The following is a 21,322-nucleotide window of genomic DNA, read 5'->3' as shown; positions in this document are numbered from 1 at the left end:
CCACTGGATGCTTACTGGGGGTTGAATCGCATTGCGCTGTTGCGACCTTCGGCCAAGGCCGCGTCAATGTCGTCCTTGTTGAGAATCATCGATCCATCCGCGTCAGTCTCCATCTGCGGCACGCCATCGGTGCTTACCACCACATCGCCATCCTTCATCTTGACCTTGAACAGTGGCGTGGAAATGATGTCGGTTAGGATCGCCGCCAACGCGTAGCCATTGCCGATGGCCAGCATGATCTCGTCCTCAAACTTCGACAGCTCTTCGTCGACATTCCGACCCAGGCGCTTCAGACCGCCTACGAGACTGTCCATCCCCTCCAGCGTATCGAGGTAGCGCTCGAAGTTGACGCGGATCTCTTCCAACGCCGCCTTCACCTTGCGTGCTGACAGCGCAGTGCTCGCAAGTGAAACGCCTGCCTTTTCCATCTTGGAAACAGCCTTGTCGACCTCAATGCTGGACTGCTTGGCATTCTTCAACGCCTTGTCGCCATGGCTGTCATAGGCCCAACCCGCAATGGCGAAGATGGGGGCGGCTACCGCGGCGCCGAGGATGGCCGTGCCGCCCGCGATACCCATCCCACCAGCAGCCAGCGATCCTCCACCTATCGCTGCCAGCGTCGCGTTCGTCGCCGCAACACCCGCCAGACTGGAGATTGCGGTGCCCGTTGAAGCCGCAGCAAACGTCATCACGCCGCCATACACGGCGAAGCCAGCGGCAACACCACCAGCGCCCGCGCCGGCAATGCTCCCCAGCACGCCCACCGCGGAATACGCATAGGCCTCGACCTTCTGCAACGTGTGCCGTGGCAGCTTGACCTCGAGCTTCAGATCGCGGCTCTGATTGAGCTGCTCCAACAATGCCGCCGACAGCAATGAGAAGCGCTCGAAGTCCTTTCCGATGCTCAGTTCCAACTGCCCAAGCGCGTCGAGCGACTCAAGTGCCTTGGCCTCCTGGCGATCAAACTGCTCTCGACGAACCTGATAGCGCGAACGCGCGGCATCGGCGATGTCGTCCGATTCACTATGCTTCTTGTAGCCGTCGTAGACCTTCTTGGCGCCAACCGAGAGGGCTGCCGCAGCGCCGAGTCCGATGATGATAGGTAGGGGCATGTCCTTGTTTCCTGGCAGTGGTGGTGTTGGGTACGAACAGCTTTGGGGGTGTGAATCAGACGTCTGTCAGCAGGTAAGCTGCTGCTGCGCTTTGTACTCGGACTGCGATGCGCTGGCGGAGGGAATCTGGCTCAATTACACGGATGCGCTCGGCCTGGGCCAGAATCCAAGTGATCATCTCTTGGTCGTCAGTCACCTGGACCCGCAGCCGTTGCCAGTCACTTCCTTCGATGGCCTGCAGTTGCTGCCCGGTGGCAAGCGGCGTTTCGGCCAGAGCCCAGGCCAGATGCGGATGCACTTCAGCATGCAGCTCTGTGGTCCCGATGCTGTTGCGAGGGCTGAAGGCAGCCGACTGGAGATAGCTCGGCATATCGAAGCCACGATCATCGGCCTCCTCCTCCTTCACGGAGATGTCCAGGATGCGATGCAAGGCGTAGTGCCGAAAATCATCAAAGTCGCCAACGCGAGCAATCAGATAGGTCGTCGCGCCCCGTGACGCCAGTCCCGCGGGATGAAGCATCAGCTCGGCCGGGGTCTCTTTTGCGCGGCTGAGATAGCGAACCTGAAGCACGCGACCGGCGAGAAGACCGGTGGCAACGCGGTCCCAGATCTCCGGCACAACCGAAGCCGGTTGCAGAGGCTTCACGGGCGGCACTACCCGAACACGCCGAGACCACTGCGAGAGACCGTTGTGGTCCATGGCCTGCAGCAGAGCACGGGACTCGTTGAAGTGCGGATCCAGCAGATCGAGAACGGAAGGCGGGAGAATATGACGGAGGTGTTCTTCGGCCATGGTCATTGCCAATGCGGCCGCCGGACTAACGGAAGGAACCGTCGTCTGGGCGCCTGCAGCAAATGACCATCGATAAGGACGCAAGCGACGCACAGCCTCATCACTGTCTTCTGAGCTGCATACCAGCTGGAAGAGCGTGCTCAGCTTTCCGGAGAGATCGCGCTGCAACGAGCGCAAGTTAATATCAAAACCCTCCGCCCACAGTGCATCACGCAGTTCAACTGTGGAGATGCTGCGCGGATAGCGCGGAATCAGGCGCAACAGGACAAGATTCCTGGCGAGTGGGTCCTTGTTTGAGCGTTGACTCATGGTTCCTTGCTGGGCCCGACCTAAGTCGCCGCCCCCCTCAAAGTGTGGGAACAGACTGCGGGGAGCACGCGACAATCCGTGTCGTCTCATACTGATCAGTACGACTGAGATTCAAATGATCGGTGGTGCGGGTGTGGCGCGTGCTTGGGTACAGGCGTCGTTGCCCGTTACCGCGCAGCCATAGGTAAGGCCATCGCCTTGGTCCGCCGAAGTTGAGGCTGGTTAGAAACCATGGAGCGCCTGGCGGCGTGCGGCGCGCCTGGCCCATGCGGCAGTATCCCTGCCGGCACAAGAGAATTCCCTTTCATCTCAAGCCCCCCTGTGGGCCAATCCATTTTTGCAGAGTCTACGACATTGGAGCGACAGGATGGCCCTGATTTCCATAGGAATTTATGCAACTCATGGGGACCAGAAACAAGCCTAAAGATCCGCTTTGCGGCGCCGCTAACTTCCCAATGGCAAATGCGATGGCAATCTGAAGCGGAGATTCGGGCATTTGCGACAGCTCTCTGCGTCCGGGTGCCTTCGGCGGCTGGTTGACGAATTTCACAGCAATCGGCACCCGGCGGTGCATTCGCTGGTACTTCTGTTGTCGATCCTACTCATCGGCGGCGGCAGGGCTGATTTCGCTGATACGACGCACGCAATGTCTGTGGCTGCGGACCACCGCAATACCCACATGGATGAATACCTGCTGGGCTGCTACGCAGACCTCCCGCCACGCGAGGCTGCACTGGCGTTCGGCAGCGACTACGACCTGGAGCGTGACGATGCGCTGTGGCCACGGCCTGGCGCGCCTATGTGATCCGCGTGGAGATCCCGCACGCCGGCATTCAAGGCAAGCGATGCCAGGGGATGGCCGCTATGCTGGCAGCGCGCCGGAATGGAAACCACGTATGCCCCACTTCAACACCGCCCTGGCACTGAACTTCGTTCTGATGCTGCTGGGCGCTACACCTGCCATGGCCATGGCGGCAGACCCGCAGGTTTCCACTGAGGTGTTCGTGGAGCGCGGTGACAACCCCACCTTCGAGCTGCAGCAGGCACCTGCCATTGAGTATTCAACGGCCCCTACCACGCCGCCCGATACCTTCCTGCAGGCTCCCATGCAGGTGCTGCTGGTTGCCCAATTGGATGAGCTGGGCCACGTTTCCAACGTGATGGTGGCGCGGTCCAGCGGGCTGCGGGAGATGGATCGTGCGGCCCTTAACGCCGTGGACAAGTGGCGCTTTGATCCGGTCGTGGTTGAGGGCGTCGCGCTGCATGCGCGGGTGCGGGTCCGTCTGACCTTCGCGCCCACGACCGAGGCGCCGCCGGGCTGAACCGCTGGTTCAATCTGTCGCGATTGGCACTAGGCCATCGCCCTGGCTGCGGGCGCTCCTGCGCTTGGGGCCAATAGCGCCAAGCCCTTCAAGACCATTGCGGCGCAATCGGTTGCTGGCTTAACACCGTGTGCGACAATGCCGAAAGCGTCAGGACTGGCAATCATCAGTCCTGTGGTTTCTTGGCATTTGGTTGCTGCACGGGTATCTCTTGGCGTGCCACCGGAAAAGGGTGGCGCGGGACTCGAAAACCCGTCTATGTACCAGATGTATGCGCTTGCCGGCCGGCGTCACCTTTTGTGTGGCGCCGGCTGGCAATCCGTTCGCGTTCCATGGCGGGCGGTGCGTGGGGATCTTCGGATCCGCCGGTCTGGTACATACCGGTTTTCGAGCCCGCACCGTCCGCCACCTTTATTGGTGGCGCTGCTGTCTGTCCTGTACGGAGCATTGCCATGAACACATCGGACTTCCGTTCCCTGCACGCGCAGTACGATCCGGACAACGCCGAACCCGAACGCGAACGTTCCGTCGATCCCAACGCCTTCGTCGCCACGCTGCACCGCATCGGAACCGGTGCAGCTGCGGATGGCCAGCCTTGGCCGGAGCGGCATCAACTGCCTGGGCGTTGTCTTCAGCTGGCGGACGCGGATTGCGCGCTGGCGGGTCTTCGCGTGGTGGCGGAGCTGATGCTGGCTGCGGAGCGCACGCGGCAGAACGGTGCACCCGAGGAGTACCTGGGGGATCGGGTGATGGAAGGGTTGAAGTTGGCGTGCGTGGCGTTGACTGCGCAGGCTATTGAGCGGTTGCAGGTGCGGGAGTAGAGCGCTCCTCTCTGCGCACATCGAATGCAATGCACGGATCGTATGCACGGTCCGAAGCATTCACCGCTGTCTGAGCCTTTAGCCTCTAACACTAGCCTCACTATGCCGAGCCGGACTTTGCTTGCCCTGACGGCGGCAGCGCTATTGGGATTGATCATTGGAGGGACGTACACGCCGGCCACCGCAATGAGTTTTGAGAACTACCCAAGACTCACCGACTCGGAGTTTGCCCTGTTCCAGGCCGACGCCGAGAGCTTTGCCGAAGCATTGGCTTGCCAAGGCGTCACCATCGAAAAACATGATTCCAGTAGACGCTTCTTTGATATGAGCGTACTTGGCGATGCCATTCTGTTCGTGGACAACTCTGGGCCGAGTCTTCTAATAGTCACCATGTCTACGGTCGCAGGCGTTGCAATGGAGCTACAGCGCTGGAAGGATGGATGGGGCTCACCAGAGAGACGCAGGAGGAACTTGAGCGCACCTGAGAACAGCTGCCCTAGGTCTGCGTCCCAGTAGCCCCCCATCTGCACCCTGTCGAGGCAGCCAAACGCGTCAACCAATGACACAAGGAACCTGGTTCTGGCTAGAATCCTGAGCAGTTAGCTTCTGGGACAGGGATCTAGGATGGAACTCCCATTCGAAGTGGGCGCGCTCTACAACCGTCAAAAGCAGATCCATGGCGTATTTGGCGGGCAACAGCAAGGCGGCATTTCGACACCCAAAGAGCATCCGCTAGTCATCGCGTTCACTGGCGAGGCCGGCGTGTCTCACGGCTACCATGACTTCTGGGACGACGACGAAGTATTTCATTACTTCGGCGAGGGTCAAGTCGGAGACATGAAGTATGTGGCGGGCAACCGAGCGATCGGCGAGCACGTCAAAGATGGCAAGACGCTCGTGGTGTTTCAGATGATGGGCAAGGGGCGACCCTACCGGTACCTCGGTAGGTTCCTGTGTCTGTCCACCTACGTTCAACCTGACACGCCAGATCGAGAAGGGCAGCCAAGGTCTGCGATCGTGTTCCGCTTGAGATCACTGGAGACCTCACTGGGCCTCGCGGCAAGTGAGTCGGAGCAAGCTGAGATCGATGCCGCTGTCGATGACGTCGGCGCCACCAGCACAAGACGCGAAACCGAAGTGCGGACGAAGCAACGCCTCTTCCGCGAGCGCCTGATCGGCGTTGAGAAGGGTTGCCGGCTCACCGGCATTGAGGACCTCAGATTCCTCCGTGCGAGCCACATCAAGCCATGGGCGGATAGCACTCACAGCGAGCGCGTTGATGGCGAGAACGGGCTTCTGCTGGCTCCGCATGCGGACCTGCTGTTTGATCGGGGGTGGATTAGCTTTTCGGCGAGCGGTCGCCTACTAGTTTCGAATGCCCTACCTACCGGCGTACAAGCTCGGCTCGGTTTGAACTTGGATACATCACTTCGATATGGAGTCTTCTCCTCGAAGCAGCTCAGCTTCTTGGAATTTCATCGAGCTGTTGTTTTTGATCGGCGCCAAACCTCCTCACAGAAATCCTGAGGGTCAAGTTGGGCGATGATAGATCAAGCACATCAGCTCCCGTTCTTTTCCCAACCGGGATGCCAGCCCTTTTTCGGGCGCGGATCACCAGCATTGCCTCGTCGTACGCTTCCCTGCAGGTTCTCCGGTTGCCGCTCGTTCTGCTCGCGCACATCCTCGGACTTGGCTCGCAGGGCGTTTTCCCTGCCGCGTTTGCCGTCCTCGACCCAGCTTTCGATTTCCGCCGCAGCCAGATCGAACTGGCGGCTGGCGACGGCCACCGTCGTCTTGCCCTGGATGATATCAAGGACCAGCGCCGACTTACGCCGGGCAGTCCAGCACTTGAATCTCTTCTTCCATCATTTCGCTCATCGGCGTCTCTTTCGGGGAGAGCAACACCTGAGCAGGAAATCAGTGGGTCACCACACCGACGCCTCGTAGCCAGCGGACGTCCATTTCAGGCACCGCTCCTCCTTTGAATGATCCTTGGGGAAGCACGCTGCGACGATAGAACAGCACGGGAACTATCGCCAATTCCGAAATAATCTCGATCCGGCGGTCCATTGACAAATCGGCCGCATTCATTGCAAGCAAAGATTCCGTATAGAGCGAAGGAGTAGTACGCAGATCGCTGAAATTGACGCTGAATAGCAGCTCTTCTAACGAGACGTGAGCTTAGCGAAACCGACGAAGCAGCCGATGATTGGCGACCAGACCACTAGAATGCGGAGGACTCCGGGACACAAGCAAACCACCTTGTCCTCCACGCATATGTCGCATCGAAGCTCATTCGATATCCACCATACGGCAGGTCAAGACATTACGAAGGAACAAAGCGTCTCTATCACGTGGATTTGCCGAAATTACAAAACTCGCTCTACCTAAATAATGCTCTCTCGCACCGGACCTATTTTCGGATATATGAGAAAGATGACTATCCATTCCATGCTTGGCGATAAAGTAAGCAATCTGCCTCAACCGCCTTCTATATTCTCGCGGCGCATTCACACGATCATTCACGACATGACCAACGACAACCTGCCTGCATGCCCTACCCATAACCGTGGTCTTCTTCGGATTCACATTAAATCCGTGACTCACAATCAATGACGAGATAAATTTAACAAACCCATAATCTATAGAATCGCCTGAAAATATGAAATCATCAGCATACCGCGTGTACCTTAGAGACCTACCTCGGCAGTATTTAAGAATATCCCCATCCAAAGACCTAAGTACAACATTGGAAAGATAAGCACTACAAACCCCTCCCTGAGGAAGAGATTCATTTACACAACAGAGACGAGCAAGCGTACTGGAAACCTCCGATGAGTATCCAATCAACCTAAATATACCAAAAACCCTATCCCTAGTAATACTAGGAAAGAAATCTGCAATATCTATTTTCAATACATGCTTCTGACGCGCATGAAATCGCGCCGCGTCTCTTACCTTTCTACGAGGAACGAACGCCTTTGCTGCGCTAGAAACTGGCACTCGCAGGAGAATTTCCTTATAGATCCAACGCTGTACCTCCTTGAGCGACGGGAGGGGCTCGGAGATCAGCCTCTTTTCACCGGACCTTTTTGGTATTTCAAATTCCCGATAATAAAGATGAGGGGAATTCGCGACAGCATCTATATATCCTTCCTCATACCCCAACAGCGCACAGAGATGCTGCCGACTAAAGATCACGGGCAAACCGTTGGAGAGAAGATTCTTCGAATATTCAAGGCACCGCTCCAAAAACCCATCATCGGAGCCATTGCCATATCTCATAACATATCGTTCAACGAACAATTTCTTATATTCTTCGAACGATGGAAGAGCATGGAGGGAGTGGGCGTTCAAGTTACTATTTCCTTCCTTCTGACACTGAAGCCGTGCTTTTCGGCTTCAGTGCGCCGGTTTCATGGCGCAGGCCAAAACGGCGTTGCGAGCTCCTGCTCGCAATGACGCTTTTGGCCTGAGGCTTGAATGATAGTTCGCTTCAGGCTCGGCGACTCGCCGGCCTTGCCTTTCGGCATGTGCTAACTTGAACACCCACTCTCTACATGCTCCTTTGCAGATATCTAATCAAGGATAACACGACGACCCGGAATGAATGGCTCGAAGTTCGTTAGCTTGGCTCTAACCTTCACCCCAGCGAGAGGCACAATCCAGTCCCCGTCATTTTTAGGCACTGGAGCTCCCTGAAGTAGCGCCGCCCCTCCTTCAGTAAGCGCTAACCCTTCCTCTCGGTTGAGAATCATCCCTGCATCCTCCAGCCGCAACAACTCTCTCATTACCTGCCCGGAAGTGAATCCCTCATCCATGACATGAGCCATTGAGATTCGTCTAGCGACCAGCGCGAGGACCGCCCTTTCGATCGAGCTACTACGATCAGAATTACTCACCGACTAAATGCCCCATTCCATACCGGTCCATCCCACCAAAAAACTGGGAAAGTGTTGTTTGGGCAGAAGCACATTAGAGCCAAGGACTCACTCTGCTCGTAACCGAGCCGAAAGCCGTCTCTAACTCCATTCCTCTCCTCCATTCTTGCCATCATTTCGAGCGCCGCAGCTTTATCGTCAATATTGATCGCGTCAGAGATCCCGCGCGCCTGTTTAGACAGCATTATGCAGTTTACACCAGCCTCACGCAGCACCGTTTCCCCGCGCACCATGCCGACGAAAGAGCACACGTAGATGTTCGCTCCAGGCACCCCCAATCCGACCAAGCGATCAACAGCTTTACGCGCCGTTTTCCCACTCCCGATGAAGTCATCAACCATTACGAATGCAGTGCTCGCCGCCCGACCAAGCAGCGCATCTGGGATATGCTCAGATGCCATAGCAAATTGTCGACCAGACGCCTCTACGTTTGCTCTAAGCCTACGACTCATTAGCCATGAGATCGCATCTCCACTTTTTGACTTCCGGGCAGGAACATCACCTAAAAGAGGGAGAAGAAGCACATTCCCAATTGATGGAGGCAGTCGCTCCATCACAATGTCGGCGACTTCATGAGCTTTATTTTGATACTGACCAAACTGACACACATCAAACCGCGACAGTAGCGAGAACAGCAGCTGTCTACCCTCTGAATCCTGATGACTAAGGAGTGAGATCAACGCATCCCCTGAATCTTGAATGCCGAGACTTTCTAGCAATTCACCCAACCTAAGTAGCTCGCTCGCACCCAGCACGCCCCCTCCCATACGCATCCAATGCACGTGAGATCAAATCACAATCTCGAACTGGACTCAAGATTGATGACGTCGCGAATTGTTGAACTGGGCCTAGCTTGTCTCTCCTAAACTCCCGCTTCGAATTTCAATATAGCCATGCATAAAGAACGGGCGACCAGTTGGCCGCCCGCTGTTGTCGGAACTCTTCAATTAGTACTTCAATCAAACCCCAACAGGATTAGCCTTCTCCGGATCAATCTTGTACTGCTTGATCGCCCGGGCCACATCCTTCGCGGTCATCTTCCCTTCCTTCGCCAGCGCCGCAATCGCGGCATGCGCGATGTAGTAACGATCCACCTCGAAGAACCGGCGCAGGTTCGCACGGGTATCCGAACGACCGAAGCCATCGGTACCCAGCACGGTGTACGACATCGGCACGAACGCACGGATCTGGTCCGCATACGCACGCACGTAGTCGGTGGCGGCAATCGCCGGGCCCTGGCGGCCTTCCAGCAGCTCGGTCACGTAGGCCTTGCGCTGCTCACCTTCCGGATGCAGGCGGTTGGCACGTTCCACGTCGAAACCATCGCGACGCAGTTCGTTGAAGCTCGGGCAGCTCCAGATATCGGCGGTCACGCCGAAGTCCTTGTCCAGCAGCTCGGCGGCGGCAATGGCTTCGCGCAGGATGGTGCCGGAGCCCAGAAGCTGCACGCGCAGCTCGCCCTTCTTCGGCTTGCCGGCGTCGGTCAGCAGGTACATGCCCTTGACGATGCCTTCGGCCGCGCCTTCCGGCATTTCCGGGTGGGTGTAGTTCTCGTTCATCAGGGTGACGTAGTAATACTCGTCCACCTGGTCTTCCATCATGCGCTTGGTGCCGTGCTGCAGGATCACCGTCACTTCGAAGCCGAAGGTCGGGTCGTAGCTGCGCACGTTCGGAATGCCACCGGCCACCAGATGGCTGAAGCCATCTTCGTGCTGCAGGCCTTCACCGTTCAGCGTGGTGCGGCCGGCGGTGCCACCCAGCAGGAAGCCGCGGGTACGCATGTCGGCGGCCTGCCAGGCGATGTCGCCCACGCGCTGGAAGCCGAACATCGAGTAGTAGATGTAGAACGGCAGCATCGGCACGTTGCTGACCGAGTAGCTGGTACCGGCGGCCATCCACGAGCTGATCGCACCCGGCTCGCTGATGCCCTGCTGCAGCACCTGGCCGCTCTGGTCTTCGCGGTAGAACATCAGCTGGTCCGCGTCCACCGGCTTGTACTTCTGGCCGAACGGCGCGTAGATGCCGATCTGGCGGAACAGGCCTTCCATACCGAAGGTACGGGCTTCGTCGGCCACGATCGGCACGATGTGCGGGCCCAGTTCCTTGTCGCGCAGGGTGATGTTCAGGCTCTGCACGAAGGCCATGGTGGTGGAGTAGCTGCGCTCGCCGCTGCTCTTCAGCAGGCGGTCGTAGGTTTCCAGCTTCGGCGCCACAAAGGTCTTGTCGGCCTTGCGGCGGCGCTGCGGCAGGTAACCGCCCAGCGCGGCACGGCGTTCCTGCAGGTACTGCACTTCCGGCGAATCCGGGCCCGGGTGGTAGAACGGCACCTGGCCGTCGGCCAGCTGCGCGTCGGTCACCGGAATGTTGAAGCGGTCGCGGAAGTGGCGCACCGCTTCGTCGTCCAGCTTCTTGGTCTGGTGGGTCGGGTTCAGTGCTTCACCGGCGCTGCCCATGCCGTAACCCTTCACGGTCTTGGCCAGGATGACGGTCGGCATGCCCTTGGTGTTCACGGCCTGGTGGTAGGCGGCGTACACCTTGTGCGGGTCGTGGCCACCACGGTTCAGGCGCCAGATGTCGTCGTCGCTCAGGCCGGCCACCATCGCAGCGGTTTCCGGGTACTTGCCGAAGAAATGCTCGCGGGTATACGCGCCGCCGAAGGCCTTGCAGTTCTGGTATTCGCCGTCGACGGTTTCCATCATCAGCTTCTTCAGGACGCCATTGGTGTCCTTGGCCAGCAGGGCATCCCAGTAACCGCCCCACAGCAGCTTGATCACGTTCCAGCCGCCGCCACGGAACACGCCTTCCAGTTCCTGGATGATCTTGCCGTTGCCGCGCACCGGACCGTCCAGGCGCTGCAGGTTGCAGTTCACCACGAAGATCAGGTTGTCCAGGCCTTCACGGCCGGCCAGGGCGATGGCACCCAGGGTTTCCGGCTCGTCGCTCTCGCCGTCGCCGATGAAGCACCACACCTTGCGGTCGGACTTCTCGATCAGGCCACGGTTTTCCAGGTAGCGCATGAACTGCGCCTGGTAGATGGCGGCCAGCGGGCCCAGGCCCATCGACACGGTCGGGGTCTGCCAGTAATCGGGCATCAGCCACGGGTGCGGGTACGAGGACAGGCCACCGCCGTCCACTTCCATGCGGAACTTGTCCAGCTGCTCTTCGCTGATGCGGCCTTCCAGGAAGGAACGCGCGTAGATACCCGGGGCGCTGTGGCCCTGGATGAACAGCAGGTCGCCCGGGTGGTTCTCGCTCGGGGCGCGCCAGAAGTGGTTGAAGCCCACGTCGTACAGGGTGGCGCCGGACGCGAACGAGGCGATGTGGCCGCCCAGGTCACCCGGCTTGCGGTTGGCGCGGACCACGGTGGCCATCGCGTTCCAGCGGATGATCGAACGGATGCGCCATTCCAGCTCGGCGTTGCCCGGGCTCTTGGCCTCGAACTGCGGCTCGATGGTGTTGACGTATTCGGTGGTGGGAGAGAACGGCAGGTAGGCGCCCGAACGACGGGTCAGTTCCACCATGCCTTCCAGCAGCTGATGCGCGCGCTCGGAGCCCTCGACATCAATAACGGCCTTCAACGACTCGATCCACTCCTGGGTTTCCACAGGATTCGGGTCGTTGTTCAGCACCTCGTTCAACCAGTTCATTAGCGCTCCCATAACCGCACGCACGCGCGCGACTGTTGTATAGATTTCTAGACCGCAAAGTGTAGCGCACCAAGGGCTTTCGTCACTTGGCTACGCAGGCGTATGGATGCAACCGGCCAGTGTCCGCAAGGGGCTTGCAAGCGCCCTTGACGGCCCTGCAGCGGGCCTTGGCGGCTGCGCGGGCTGTCGCTTGCGGGCCGCTGCGCCCATGTGCAGGACGCAGTGTTACTGCTGCCGATGACGGTTGTGGGGCAACTCCTGGGCCGCGGCGGGCGCGTTCCGGACTCCGGCACTGAACCGGCGACAACGTGTCGCACCTGCCTCTGGATTGCCGGTGGCCGTGGGCCCAGGGTGGCCCGTGAGTGATGGGCCCGGTGGCCCTGCTCCCTTCCACAGCATCGCCGGGGCGCCTCGCAAGGGGCGCCCCTTTTGCTGTGGGAGGAGCTGGCCGTGGCCCAAATTGCACCTGCATGTGGCCGGATCGGGCGTTGTCGCTTTCGACATATCGATATATCGTTTGCACACTCGTTTACCGATATATCGAAATGAGCCGAAGCCCCTCTCCCAGAGCCCGTTCCACCGATTCGGCGGTGCCGCGCCGCAACGGCCAGCCGCGCGTGCTCAGCCGTGGCGACCTGCGCCTGCTGGTGCTGGCCCTGATCGGCGAGCAGCCGCGCCATGGCTACGAGCTGATGCAGCTGATCAGCAACCAGTTCATGCAGGCCTACACGCCCAGCGCCGGCACCATGTACCCGCTGCTGGCCAGCTTCGAGCAGGCCGGCTGGATCGAGGCCGAGGAAGTGGACGGCAAGCGGATCTTCCGCATCACCGCCGCCGGCGAGTTCGAGCTGAAGGTGCAGCGCACCCAGGTGCGGCTGGCGCAGCGACGTGCCTTCGACCGTGCCCGCGAGATCACCAAGGCCTCGCTGCCGCCGCCGCTGGCCTGCGCCCTGCGCGAGTTCAAGCGGGCGCTGGTGCACCACCACGGCCGCTGGGCCGAGGGCGAGGCGGACGAAGTGGCGGCGCTGCTGACGCGGGCGTCTGCCCTGCTCAACGGTACCGCGGGTAGCGAGGCATCACCGCTTTCAACGACCCAGCCAGACTGATTCCAGCCAGGTCCTCCCCCATGCCGCGCGCCCCCGCGCGACACCTTTACAGGTATCCCCATGACCGAACACAACAACACGCGCCTGCGCCTGGATGTGCGCTTCCGTGAACTGACCGTGCTGCGCACCGAGGAAGTCACTCCGCACATGCGCCGCATCGTGCTGGGTGGCGACGCGCTGGCCGGTTTCGATTCGCCCGGCGCCGACGACCACATCAAGCTGTTCTTCCCCAACGCGGCGGGCGAGATGGTGCTGCCGGTGCTGACCGCCGAAGGCCGCAGCTACCCGGACGGCAAGGAGCCCTCGCCCGCCCGCGACTACACCCCGCGCTGGTGGGACCACGAAACCGGCGAGCTGGCCATCGACTTCGTGCTGCACGACCAGGGCATTGCCGGGCCGTGGGCCGAACGCGCGCAGCCGGGCGACACGCTGGTGATCGGCGGCCCGCGCGGCTCGTTCGTGGTGGCCGACACCTACGACGCCTATGTGCTGATCGGCGATGAAACCGCGCTGCCGGCCATCGCCCGCTGGCTGGACGTGCTGCCGGAAGGTGCCGAGGTGCAGGCGTACATCGAAGTGCGCGATGAGGCTGAACGCCAGGACCTGCCGCAGTACGAGAACGTGCGCATCCACTGGCTGGAGCGCAATGGCTTCCCGGCGGCGACCAGCACCCTGCTGGAAGACATGCTGACCGACTTCGAGGCACCAGAGGGCGATGTCTACTACTGGATCGCCACCGAGTCGCGCCGCGCGCGGATGATGCGCAAGTTCATCGAAGGCCACCTGGGCGTGCCGCGCGACTGGATTCGTTCCACCGGCTACTGGAAGGCCCACCCGGACGAAACCGACGGCGATTGACCGGGCAGCCGGTGGGTGCGGACCCTGCTTGGTGGGTGCGGACCGTTGGTCCGCACGCCTTTGACGCACCTTCCTGGGTGGGTGCGGACCGTTGGTCCGCACGCCCTTGACCATGTAGAGCCGAGCCCACGCTCGGCTGCTTTTCGATTCGCCCTCGCGCTACGCGCGATGAGCCGAGCATGGGCTCGGCTCTACAGGAGGGACCGCGACCGGCGGCTTGGCCACCTGCCGCGTCCACCCGAACCGCTGCGCGGCCCAGATCTCCAGCGCCACCAGCAGCGCGATGATCAACAACGGCAGCAGCAGCCCGAAATACACGCCCGGCATCATGCCGTTGATCTGCGCCTTCACCAGCCGCAGCACGCCGCGGGTGTGCAGCAGCTCATCCACATGCATGGTCAGCGCCTCACGCACCACCTTCGGCTCCAGGCCGAGGGTGCCGGCCCGGTCCACCAGCGTGTCTTCCACCATGCCGCGTAACAGGCCCTCGCGTACCTTGCCGATCACCCAGCCCGCACCGCGTGCCAAGGGGCCATCGCCAAGGCGGTCGAGGCCAGGCAGCGGGTGTTCGCTCAGATAGGCCGAGGCGATCGAGTCGGCCACATCGCCCACCGTGCCCTGGCTGTGCAGTGCCTCGCGCATGCGCGGGTCGTCCAGCGAATCGGTGAAGCCTTCGCTCCAGCCTTCCACCAGCGTCTGCAGGTGCGGCTGGAAGTGATCGAGCTGCTTGAACAGCGCGCGGTGCGCACCAGCAGTGAAGCCCAGCTGCAGGCCGAAGAAGGCGGTCACCAGCGGCAGCCGACGATGCCCAGCACCAAGCCAAACAACGTGCCGAGCACGCTGCCGCCCAGCAGATCAAGCACGCTCAGGCCCGACCAGAATTCGTTCAACCAGTACTGCGCGTCCTGCATGGGTCTTCCTTCCGTGGGTGATACAGCGGGCCATTGTAGAGCCGAGCCAATGCTCGGCTGCTCTTCGTTCCGCGATCGGCGAACCCTCGCGCTGCGCGCGATGAGCCGAGCGTGGGCTCGGCTCTACAGGTGCTCCGTCGCCCGGTTCAACGCATCAGCCGCGAAGCAATGCGACAATCGCGCTCCTTTCCTGCAGCAACGAGGCCCACATGGCCAAACTGACCCTGGCCAGCGTGGATGCGCTGCGTACCCGCTTCACCGATGACGCCGCCTGCGATGCGGCACTGGCCGCGTTCGCCGACACCGCCGCCCTGCGCACGCCGTTGCGTGAGCTGGTGGAGGCACAGCACCGCTACCTGCAGGCCGAGTTCGAAGTGGCGCAGGTGGCCGACGTGCTGCGCCGCGACCAGAAGTACGCGCCGGTGGGCCGGCCTTCGATCAACATCGTGCAGCTGCGCAAGCAGCAGGCCGCGACCAAGCAGGCCGCGCTGATCGCACGCCAGGTCGTGGCGCAGGCCGCGCAGACCTTCGTGCGCGTGAGCGGGATGACGGTGAAGGCCAAGCAGAGCCCAAGCGAAGCGTGCGTGGCATGGTTGGGCGCGCTGCGCTGAGGGATCGTGCGGACCAACGGTCCGCACCCACCAGATGCAGGTTGGCGTCTACCGGTTAGTGCCGGCCGCTGGCCGGCAACCCCATCAGCATCGGGCACCCCGCATGCAGCCGGCCAGCGGCCGGCTCTACCGGCACCCAAAAAGAAGGCCCGCTTTTCAGCGGGCCTTCTGCCTTCTCACGACGAGTGAGTTGGATGCATCAAGCAGCCGGCTTTTCGCCGGTGGCTTCGGTGGTGATGCGGATCTTCACTTCATCACTGACGTTCGGGGCATAGGCGCCGACGCCGAAATCGCTGCGCTTCAGGGTGGTGGTGGCATCGAAGCCGGCGGCCGGAACCTTGGCCATCGGGTGCTCGCCGCCGCCGTTGACGGTGACGTCCAGGGTGACCGGCTTGGTGATGCCCTTGATGGTCAGGTCACCGGTGACGGTCAGCTTGTTGGTGCCAGCGGCTTCCACCTTGGTGCTCTTGAAGGTGGCATCGGCGAACTTGGCAGCGTCGAAGAAGTCGGCGCTCTTCAGGTGCTCGTCGAACTTGGCGGTGAAGCTGTTCAGGCCGCTCAGCGGCAGCTTCACTTCCACGGTGGACTTGGTCACGTCTTCGGCGTTGTACACCAGGGTGCCTTCAACGTTGCCGAAGTGCGCGCTGGGATTGGAGAAGCCGAAGTGGCTCCACTGGGCCAGCACGTCGGTGTGGGTCGGGTCCAGCTTGTAGGTGCCCGAGGCGATCTTGATCGCTTCGGCGGCCGGCGCAGCGGCGGCGGCGGCATCAGCCGCCGGGGTGGCGGCCTGCTCGGTGGTGGCCGGGGCGGCGGCATCGGCAGCCGGGGCAGCGGTGTCGGCCGGCTTGGAGCAGGCGGCGATGGCCAGGGTCAGGGCCAGCGGCAGCAGCAGTTTACGGGTGGCGCTCATCTCAGGAACTCTCCGGATCGTAGGGTGGGTACACGGTGCAGCAAGAGCCCGCCGCGGGACGGCGGGCCCGAAACCGATACAACGACTTACGCGATGCGCGCCGCTTCGTCGAACGACAGGCGCGGCAGACGCGGGAACAGGCCCGCCGAGTCACCGTAACCCAGGTTGACCAGGAAATTCGACTTGATGGAGGTGCCGGCGAAGAAGGCTTCGTCCACCTTGGCCGGGTCGAAGCCCGACATCGGGCCGGCATCCAGGCCCAGCGCGCGTGCGGCCAGGATCAGGTAGGCGCCCTGCAGGCTGCCGTTGCGGATGGCGGCTTCGTGGCGGCCTTCCTGCGGGCCATCGAACCAGGCCTTGGCATCGGTGTGCGGGAACAGGTACGGCAGCTTCTCGTGGAAGTCCAGGTCGAAACCGATGATGACGGTGACCGGGGCGGCCATGGTCTTGGCCAGGTTGCCTTCGGACAGGGCCGGGGCCAGCTTGGCCTTGGCTTCCTTCGAGGTGACGAAAACGAAGCGGGCCGGCGTGGTGTTGGCAGCCGTCGGGCCCCACTTCACCAGGTCGTACAGTTCCTGCAGCAGGCTGGCCGGGACCGGCTTGTCGAGGAAGGCGTTCTGGGTACGGGCAGTACGGAACAGCTGATCGAGGGCAGCAGCGTCGAGCGCGTGGGACATCGGTGGATCTCCAGGGCGGCTAAGGGAAGTCAGTGCCCGCGGGCGGCGCGGGGCGAATCGACGAGCCGCAGTGTAGAGTGTCGCGACTGTTGCAACACCCAGCAGGGCTGAAACGAATTAATGCCACAGGTGAAACGATCGAGTGCGCCCTGGACGGTCACGGACGGCCGTGCGGGCAATGTCCGCCAGGCGGTCGCGCTGGCCTCTGCGCTGCGCCAGGGCACCCATCGGCCGCTGGTCCTGCAGCCCCGCGCGCCCTGGCGCTGGCTGTCGCCGCGTCGCCTGCCCGGCGATGTGAATGGCTACGGCGAGGCCTTCGCGACGCTGGCTGCAGATGCCCCGGCGCTGGCGATCGGTTGTGGCCGCCAGGCCGCTGGCGCCCTGCGCGTGCTGCGCGCACGTGGCAGCCAGGTGGTGCAGATCCTCGACCCGCGCATCGGCGCACGCTACTGGGATGTGGTGGTGGTGCCCGAACATGACGCCCTGCGCGGCAGCAATGTGTTGACCCTGCTCGGCAGCCTCAACCCGGTGGATGATGACTGGCTGGCCTGGGGCCGCGCCGCGTTCGCCGGCTTCAGCACCCTGCCCGGTCCGCGTACTGCGCTGCTGGTGGGCGGGCCGACACCACTGGCACCGTGGGATGAGACGGCGATGGTCGGCGTGTTCCAGGCGCTGGCCGACCAGATCCGCAGCGAAGGCGGCAGCCTGCTGGCGACCACCTCGCGACGCACGCCGCCGGCCTTGGCCGAGATCCTGCGCGCGACCTTCGCCGACCTGCCGCACGTGATCTGGGGCGACGGCGGCGACGGCACCAATCCCTATGGTGGCCTGCTCGGCTGGGCCAACCGCGTGGTGGTGTCGCCCGATTCGGTGAACCTGCTCTCTGAAGCCTGCGCCACGCGCATGCCGGTGATGGTGGCGCTGGCCGATACCGTGCAAGGCCGGCTGGCACGCTTCCAACAGCAGCTGCGCGAGCGCGGGCGATTGCAAACGCGCTGGCTGGACTGGCAGTACGACCGCATCGAGCCGCTGCGCGAGACCGCTCGGGTAGCGGCAGAAGTGAAGCAGCGCCTGGCATTGGGGTAGTCCCGGCCGCTGGCCGGCAATCCTGGGCGCCCGGCAACACGGTGGTGCCGGGTGCGCAGCGATTTCTGAACATTTCGGTCCGCCCGCACCGTTAGAGTCCAGCTTCCCCCATCACGCTGAACGTCTTCATGCGCACCCTGCTCCTGCTGCCCCTGGCCCTGCTCGCTGCCTGCTCCACCACGCCCACCGAACTGGACCCGATTTCCTACCAGTGCCAGCAGCAGCTGGACGCGTATCGCGAACAACCGGCCTTGCGCGATCCGAAGACGGGCGAGCGCCCGCCGCTGCCGATCGCGCCGATCAGCGATGCCTGCGACAGGGAACTCAAGCGCAAGGGCGTGGACCGCCCGCTGCGCTGAGCGGCGTATGATCGGCGCGCGGGCCTGCCCGCCGTTGAAGGTATCGACATGGATCGTTTCTCCCGCCTGCCCCGCGCCGCCCTGCTGATCGCCAGCCTGCTGGCGACCGCACCGGCATGGGCCAACAGCACCGAGTGCCGCGAGCGCTACCCGAGCGTGGCGTCGCAGGCGGCGATGCTGGACGTGGCCTGGACCACCGCCGAGCGCCTGGATGCGCTGCCCGATGTGGACGTGGTGGTCGCCGCGCGCGGTGGCCAGGATCTGAGCCGCTACGGCCTGCGCCACAGCCACCTGGCGTTCCTGCTGCGCGAGGACGACGGCCGCTGGCGCGCGATGCACCTGCTCAACCGCTGCAAGACCGACAGCTCGCAGCTGTACCACGAAGGGCTGGGCAACTTCGTCGGCGAGAGCGGCGGCCATACCGACCTGCGCATCGGCGTGCCCTCGGCGCCGCTGCGTGCCGCGTTGAAGGCGATGCTGGTGTCGCCCTCGATCCAGCCCAAGGCGCTGCACGAAACCAGGTACAACGTGGTCGCCTACCCGTTCGCCACCGACTACCAGAACTCCAACCAGTGGGTGCTGGAAGTGCTGGCCGCAGCGATGGCGCAGACCGAGAGCGCGCCGGCCATCGTCAAGCGCGAACAGGCACAGCAGTGGCTGCGCCAGCAGAAGTACCAGCCCAGCGTGCTGCATATCGGCCTCGGCAAGCGCGTGGGTGCGCGCCTGTTCGTGGCCAACGCCACCACCACCGACCATCCGGCCGGCGAACGCATCTCCGGCAACTATTCGGTGGTAACGGTGGAATCGGTGTTCGACTTCCTGCACCAGCGCAGCCAGCTGCAGCAGGAACTGGTGATCCCCCACGTGCCGGTGGCTGGAGCCACCGCTGCCTCGCCCTGAATCATGCAAGGAGAACGAGATGCGCGCATTGCCTGTTTCCCTGATGTCGATGGTGATGGTTGCCGGTCTGCTCGGCGCGAACACTGCCCATGCAGAACGCCGCATCGTCATCATCCACGATCCGGGCCCACAAGGGCCGAGCCTGGAGATGTCCACGCAGATGGTGGACTCGGCCCGCGCGGCGGCGGCCAAGGAAGCCCAGGATGCAGCCGACGCCGGTCAACCACTGGCGCGCCCGCAGCAGATCAAGCTGCCCCAGATGCAGGTGAGTGCGATCGCCACCACCGTGGATGGCCGCCGCGAAGTGCTGCTGCGTGATGCCAACGACCCGCAGAACACCGCATCGATGCAGTACCCGCGCGGCATCGGCGATCCCGCCGTGCAGTTCACCGTGGGCCAGACCGTGAACTTCGAGCCCACTGGCAACGACCAGGGCTGGCAGCTGAAAGACAACCAGGGCCGCCCGCTGGAATACCTGCCCGAGGCCACCGGCCCGCGCGACATCTTCGATACCCGGCGCTGAGCCGCCGTCCCCACCCTGACCAGGAGGTCTCCATGTTCCGTTGCCTGCGCGTTCCCGCCACTGCCCTGCTGCTTTCAGCGCTGGTGGTGCCCACCGTCCATGCCGGCGCCGCGCCACAGTTGAACAGCGGCCAGACCAGCGTGCTGGTCACGTCGCTGATCGTGCTGTCGATTCCGTTGGCCACGTCGATGGGATTGGCCGAACTGTCCAAGGCCCCGTTCAAGGCCAGCGAGCGCAACGGCAAGGTCGCCGCACGCACACCGGCGGTTCCGCTGCCGCCGATGGAGGTGAAGCAGGTCGCCACCACGCCAGCCGGTGATCGCCAGGTGCACCTGCAGGTACCTGGCAAGGCCGACCAGACCGCAACGCTGCAATGGCCGGCGGCTGCAGGCGATGACCCGGTCGCCGGCTTCGTCGTTGGCCAGCAGGTGCGCTTCGACCCGACCGACGCCGGCGCCGGCTGGACCGTGAAGAGCGCGCAGGGCCAGGCGCTGGCCTATGTGCCGACCGCCTACGCCGCCGGCGACGTGATGAGCGAGGTGCTGTAAAGCTGAACGACCGGTTTTGGCGTTGCCGCGGGCCGGGCGGATAATGGGCGATCCCCTTTGTCCCCCTGGCTCGCCATGTCCGTGCGTCCTGCCCCTGTGTTTGCCCCGCTGACCGCCCGCGCCCTGGTGCTGGCGGTGCTGGCCATGGGCGCGGTGGTGCTGCTGTCCAACGTACTGGTGCAGTACCCGATCAACGATTGGTTGACCTGGGGTGCCTTCAGCTACCCGGTCGCGTTCCTGGTCAGCAACCTGATCAACCGCCGTTTCGGCCCGGGCCCCGCCCGCCGCGTGGCGTGGATCGGCTTCCTGGTGGCGGTGCTGCTGTCGGTATGGGTTGCCACGCCGCGCATCGCCATTGCTTCGTGTTCGGCCTTCATCGTGGCGCAGCTGCTGGACATCACCGTGTTCGACCGCCTGCGTCGTGGCAGCTGGTGGCGTGCGCCGATGGTGGCCACCACCTGCAGCGCGACGGTGGATACCACCATTTTCTGGTCGATCGCGTTTGCCGGTTCCGCCCTGCCGTGGGTGAGCTGGGCGGCGGGTGACCTGGCGGTGAAGCTGGCGATCGGCGTCTGCCTGCTGGCGCCGTTCCGCGCGCTGTTGTGGAAGATGGCGCCGCTGCGCGCCACCAGCTGACCGCACATGCTCTGGTGGGTGCCAACCTTGGTTGGCACGCTGTGGCCGGGGTCATGAACGCTGACGGGTTTTGCCAACCAAGGTTGGCACCTACCAACAGCAGGCCAACGGCCAGATCATCGGTCCGGCAGGTCATCGCCGAGCCATTGATCCGGTGGGTGCCGACCGTTGGTCGGCACGCTCCATCAGAGTTCATCGCCGCTGAAAGATAGTGCCGACCAACGGTCGGCACCTACCCAAAGCAAGCCATTG

The 21,322-nt window shown here is 62.7% G+C and carries 22 protein-coding genes and 1 pseudogene; 13 read left to right on the top strand and 10 right to left on the bottom strand.

Translation table 11 applies throughout. From position 1 onward, the window contains the following. Nucleotides 1-11 precede the first annotated feature (11 nt). The gene (locus tag ACW5IY_RS01920) at nt 12-1,112 is read right to left on the bottom strand and encodes a hypothetical protein (protein ID WP_049437030.1); all 1,101 of its coding nucleotides are present in this window, start codon (nt 1,110-1,112) and stop codon (nt 12-14) included. 55 nt (nt 1,113-1,167) lie between these two features. Further along, nucleotides 1,168-2,214, bottom strand: coding sequence for a WYL domain-containing protein (locus ACW5IY_RS01915; protein WP_197638498.1), 1,047 nt, complete (start codon nt 2,212-2,214; stop codon nt 1,168-1,170). Between the two features lie 646 nt (nt 2,215-2,860). Here ACW5IY_RS01915 and ACW5IY_RS01910 point away from each other — a divergent pair. The 4 genes from ACW5IY_RS01910 to ACW5IY_RS01895 all read left to right on the top strand — a co-directional run bounded on the left by ACW5IY_RS01910 (nt 2,861) and on the right by ACW5IY_RS01895 (nt 5,884). After that, the gene (locus tag ACW5IY_RS01910; RefSeq protein WP_162838408.1) at nt 2,861-3,019 is read left to right on the top strand and encodes a hypothetical protein; all 159 of its coding nucleotides are present in this window, start codon (nt 2,861-2,863) and stop codon (nt 3,017-3,019) included. Nucleotides 3,020-3,110: 91 nt separating this feature from the next. Next, entirely contained in the window at nt 3,111-3,536 is a 426-nt protein-coding gene (locus ACW5IY_RS01905) for an energy transducer TonB (protein ID WP_049437033.1), read from the top strand. 452 nt (nt 3,537-3,988) lie between these two features. Then, nucleotides 3,989-4,357, top strand: coding sequence for a hypothetical protein (locus ACW5IY_RS01900; RefSeq protein WP_049437036.1), 369 nt, complete (start codon nt 3,989-3,991; stop codon nt 4,355-4,357). Nucleotides 4,358-4,981: 624 nt separating this feature from the next. Beyond that, entirely contained in the window at nt 4,982-5,884 is a 903-nt protein-coding gene (locus ACW5IY_RS01895; RefSeq protein ID WP_100049877.1) for an HNH endonuclease signature motif containing protein, read from the top strand. A gap of 32 nt (nt 5,885-5,916) precedes the next feature. On the opposite strand, the gene ACW5IY_RS01890 is transcribed toward ACW5IY_RS01895, so the two are convergent. The 5 genes from ACW5IY_RS01890 to aceE all read right to left on the bottom strand — a co-directional run bounded on the left by ACW5IY_RS01890 (nt 5,917) and on the right by aceE (nt 11,945). Next, complete coding sequence (locus tag ACW5IY_RS01890; protein WP_457327237.1) at nt 5,917-6,162, bottom strand: hypothetical protein; 246 nt, start codon at nt 6,160-6,162, stop codon at nt 5,917-5,919. Nucleotides 6,163-6,274: 112 nt separating this feature from the next. Continuing rightward, on the bottom strand, nt 6,275-6,448 hold the full coding sequence (locus ACW5IY_RS01885; RefSeq protein ID WP_160314080.1) for a hypothetical protein: 174 nt from the start codon (nt 6,446-6,448) through the stop codon (nt 6,275-6,277). Between the two features lie 201 nt (nt 6,449-6,649). Further along, a complete protein-coding gene (locus ACW5IY_RS01880; protein ID WP_152906199.1) occupies nt 6,650-7,714 on the bottom strand; it encodes a reverse transcriptase family protein in 1,065 nt (354 codons plus the stop codon). 541 nt (nt 7,715-8,255) lie between these two features. Beyond that, nucleotides 8,256-9,026 carry a phosphoribosyltransferase-like protein gene (locus ACW5IY_RS01875; RefSeq protein WP_152906198.1) on the bottom strand — a complete coding sequence of 257 codons (771 nt, stop codon included), beginning with the start codon at nt 9,024-9,026 and terminating at the stop codon, nt 8,256-8,258. Nucleotides 9,027-9,257: 231 nt separating this feature from the next. Then, nucleotides 9,258-11,945 carry a pyruvate dehydrogenase (acetyl-transferring), homodimeric type gene (aceE, locus tag ACW5IY_RS01870; protein ID WP_049437042.1) on the bottom strand — a complete coding sequence of 896 codons (2,688 nt, stop codon included), beginning with the start codon at nt 11,943-11,945 and terminating at the stop codon, nt 9,258-9,260. 545 nt (nt 11,946-12,490) lie between these two features. Between aceE and ACW5IY_RS01865 the strand changes: the two genes are divergently transcribed. Together ACW5IY_RS01865 and ACW5IY_RS01860 are read left to right on the top strand one after the other, a co-directional pair. Continuing rightward, nucleotides 12,491-13,051, top strand: a complete 561-nt coding sequence (locus ACW5IY_RS01865; protein WP_049437044.1) for a PadR family transcriptional regulator — start codon at nt 12,491-12,493, stop codon at nt 13,049-13,051. Nucleotides 13,052-13,111: 60 nt separating this feature from the next. Further along, the gene (locus ACW5IY_RS01860; protein ID WP_049437046.1) at nt 13,112-13,909 is read left to right on the top strand and encodes a siderophore-interacting protein; all 798 of its coding nucleotides are present in this window, start codon (nt 13,112-13,114) and stop codon (nt 13,907-13,909) included. A gap of 159 nt (nt 13,910-14,068) precedes the next feature. Here ACW5IY_RS01860 and ACW5IY_RS01855 read toward each other — a convergent pair. Next, nucleotides 14,069-14,820, bottom strand: a pseudogene (locus tag ACW5IY_RS01855) (hypothetical protein). Nucleotides 14,821-15,029: 209 nt separating this feature from the next. Between ACW5IY_RS01855 and ACW5IY_RS01850 the strand changes: the two are divergent. Next, nucleotides 15,030-15,431 carry a hypothetical protein gene (locus tag ACW5IY_RS01850; protein ID WP_049437048.1) on the top strand — a complete coding sequence of 134 codons (402 nt, stop codon included), beginning with the start codon at nt 15,030-15,032 and terminating at the stop codon, nt 15,429-15,431. A gap of 199 nt (nt 15,432-15,630) precedes the next feature. Here ACW5IY_RS01850 and ACW5IY_RS01845 read toward each other — a convergent pair whose 3' ends face one another. Both ACW5IY_RS01845 and ACW5IY_RS01840 read right to left on the bottom strand, forming a co-directional pair. Next, complete coding sequence (locus ACW5IY_RS01845; protein WP_088479721.1) at nt 15,631-16,341, bottom strand: YceI family protein; 711 nt, start codon at nt 16,339-16,341, stop codon at nt 15,631-15,633. Nucleotides 16,342-16,427: 86 nt separating this feature from the next. After that, nucleotides 16,428-17,018, bottom strand: a complete 591-nt coding sequence (locus ACW5IY_RS01840) for a malonic semialdehyde reductase (RefSeq protein ID WP_049437050.1) — start codon at nt 17,016-17,018, stop codon at nt 16,428-16,430. 120 nt (nt 17,019-17,138) lie between these two features. Between ACW5IY_RS01840 and ACW5IY_RS01835 the strand changes: the two genes are divergently transcribed. From ACW5IY_RS01835 to ACW5IY_RS01810, 6 genes are all read left to right on the top strand, one after another. Continuing rightward, complete coding sequence (locus tag ACW5IY_RS01835) at nt 17,139-18,104, top strand: mitochondrial fission ELM1 family protein (protein WP_049437052.1); 966 nt, start codon at nt 17,139-17,141, stop codon at nt 18,102-18,104. Between the two features lie 128 nt (nt 18,105-18,232). Then, nucleotides 18,233-18,463, top strand: coding sequence for a hypothetical protein (locus ACW5IY_RS01830; protein WP_046984459.1), 231 nt, complete (start codon nt 18,233-18,235; stop codon nt 18,461-18,463). A gap of 48 nt (nt 18,464-18,511) precedes the next feature. Then, nucleotides 18,512-19,363 (top strand): DUF2145 domain-containing protein, encoded by an 852-nt coding sequence (locus ACW5IY_RS01825; RefSeq protein WP_049437055.1) that lies wholly within the window; start codon nt 18,512-18,514, stop codon nt 19,361-19,363. A 19-nt stretch (nt 19,364-19,382) separates the two neighbouring features. Then, nucleotides 19,383-19,886 carry a hypothetical protein gene (locus ACW5IY_RS01820; protein ID WP_049437056.1) on the top strand — a complete coding sequence of 168 codons (504 nt, stop codon included), beginning with the start codon at nt 19,383-19,385 and terminating at the stop codon, nt 19,884-19,886. 32 nt (nt 19,887-19,918) lie between these two features. After that, nucleotides 19,919-20,434 (top strand): hypothetical protein, encoded by a 516-nt coding sequence (locus ACW5IY_RS01815; protein ID WP_049412249.1) that lies wholly within the window; start codon nt 19,919-19,921, stop codon nt 20,432-20,434. A gap of 75 nt (nt 20,435-20,509) precedes the next feature. Beyond that, nucleotides 20,510-21,070, top strand: a complete 561-nt coding sequence (locus ACW5IY_RS01810; RefSeq protein ID WP_049437059.1) for a queuosine precursor transporter — start codon at nt 20,510-20,512, stop codon at nt 21,068-21,070. The last annotated feature ends 252 nt before the right edge of the window (nt 21,071-21,322 follow it).

It is taken from the genome of Stenotrophomonas sp. C-A, from assembly GCF_054030835.1.
This window is presented reverse-complemented; position numbering and strand designations above follow the sequence as displayed.

Coding starts and splice junctions, on each gene's coding strand:
- ACW5IY_RS01920 (WP_049437030.1), bottom strand. CDS start 1,112: ATGCCCCTACCTATCATCATCGGACTCGGCGCTGCGGCAGCCCTCTCG.
- ACW5IY_RS01915 (WP_197638498.1), bottom strand. CDS start 2,214: ATGAGTCAACGCTCAAACAAGGACCCACTCGCCAGGAATCTTGTCCTG.
- ACW5IY_RS01910 (WP_162838408.1), top strand. CDS start 2,861: ATGTCTGTGGCTGCGGACCACCGCAATACCCACATGGATGAATACCTG.
- ACW5IY_RS01905 (WP_049437033.1), top strand. CDS start 3,111: ATGCCCCACTTCAACACCGCCCTGGCACTGAACTTCGTTCTGATGCTG.
- ACW5IY_RS01900 (WP_049437036.1), top strand. CDS start 3,989: ATGAACACATCGGACTTCCGTTCCCTGCACGCGCAGTACGATCCGGAC.
- ACW5IY_RS01895 (WP_100049877.1), top strand. CDS start 4,982: ATGGAACTCCCATTCGAAGTGGGCGCGCTCTACAACCGTCAAAAGCAG.
- ACW5IY_RS01885 (WP_160314080.1), bottom strand. CDS start 6,448: ATGAATGCGGCCGATTTGTCAATGGACCGCCGGATCGAGATTATTTCG.
- aceE (WP_049437042.1), bottom strand. CDS start 11,945: ATGAACTGGTTGAACGAGGTGCTGAACAACGACCCGAATCCTGTGGAA.
- ACW5IY_RS01865 (WP_049437044.1), top strand. CDS start 12,491: ATGAGCCGAAGCCCCTCTCCCAGAGCCCGTTCCACCGATTCGGCGGTG.
- ACW5IY_RS01860 (WP_049437046.1), top strand. CDS start 13,112: ATGACCGAACACAACAACACGCGCCTGCGCCTGGATGTGCGCTTCCGT.
- ACW5IY_RS01850 (WP_049437048.1), top strand. CDS start 15,030: ATGGCCAAACTGACCCTGGCCAGCGTGGATGCGCTGCGTACCCGCTTC.
- ACW5IY_RS01845 (WP_088479721.1), bottom strand. CDS start 16,341: ATGAGCGCCACCCGTAAACTGCTGCTGCCGCTGGCCCTGACCCTGGCC.
- ACW5IY_RS01840 (WP_049437050.1), bottom strand. CDS start 17,018: ATGTCCCACGCGCTCGACGCTGCTGCCCTCGATCAGCTGTTCCGTACT.
- ACW5IY_RS01835 (WP_049437052.1), top strand. CDS start 17,139: ATGCCACAGGTGAAACGATCGAGTGCGCCCTGGACGGTCACGGACGGC.
- ACW5IY_RS01830 (WP_046984459.1), top strand. CDS start 18,233: ATGCGCACCCTGCTCCTGCTGCCCCTGGCCCTGCTCGCTGCCTGCTCC.
- ACW5IY_RS01825 (WP_049437055.1), top strand. CDS start 18,512: ATGGATCGTTTCTCCCGCCTGCCCCGCGCCGCCCTGCTGATCGCCAGC.
- ACW5IY_RS01820 (WP_049437056.1), top strand. CDS start 19,383: ATGCGCGCATTGCCTGTTTCCCTGATGTCGATGGTGATGGTTGCCGGT.
- ACW5IY_RS01815 (WP_049412249.1), top strand. CDS start 19,919: ATGTTCCGTTGCCTGCGCGTTCCCGCCACTGCCCTGCTGCTTTCAGCG.
- ACW5IY_RS01810 (WP_049437059.1), top strand. CDS start 20,510: ATGTCCGTGCGTCCTGCCCCTGTGTTTGCCCCGCTGACCGCCCGCGCC.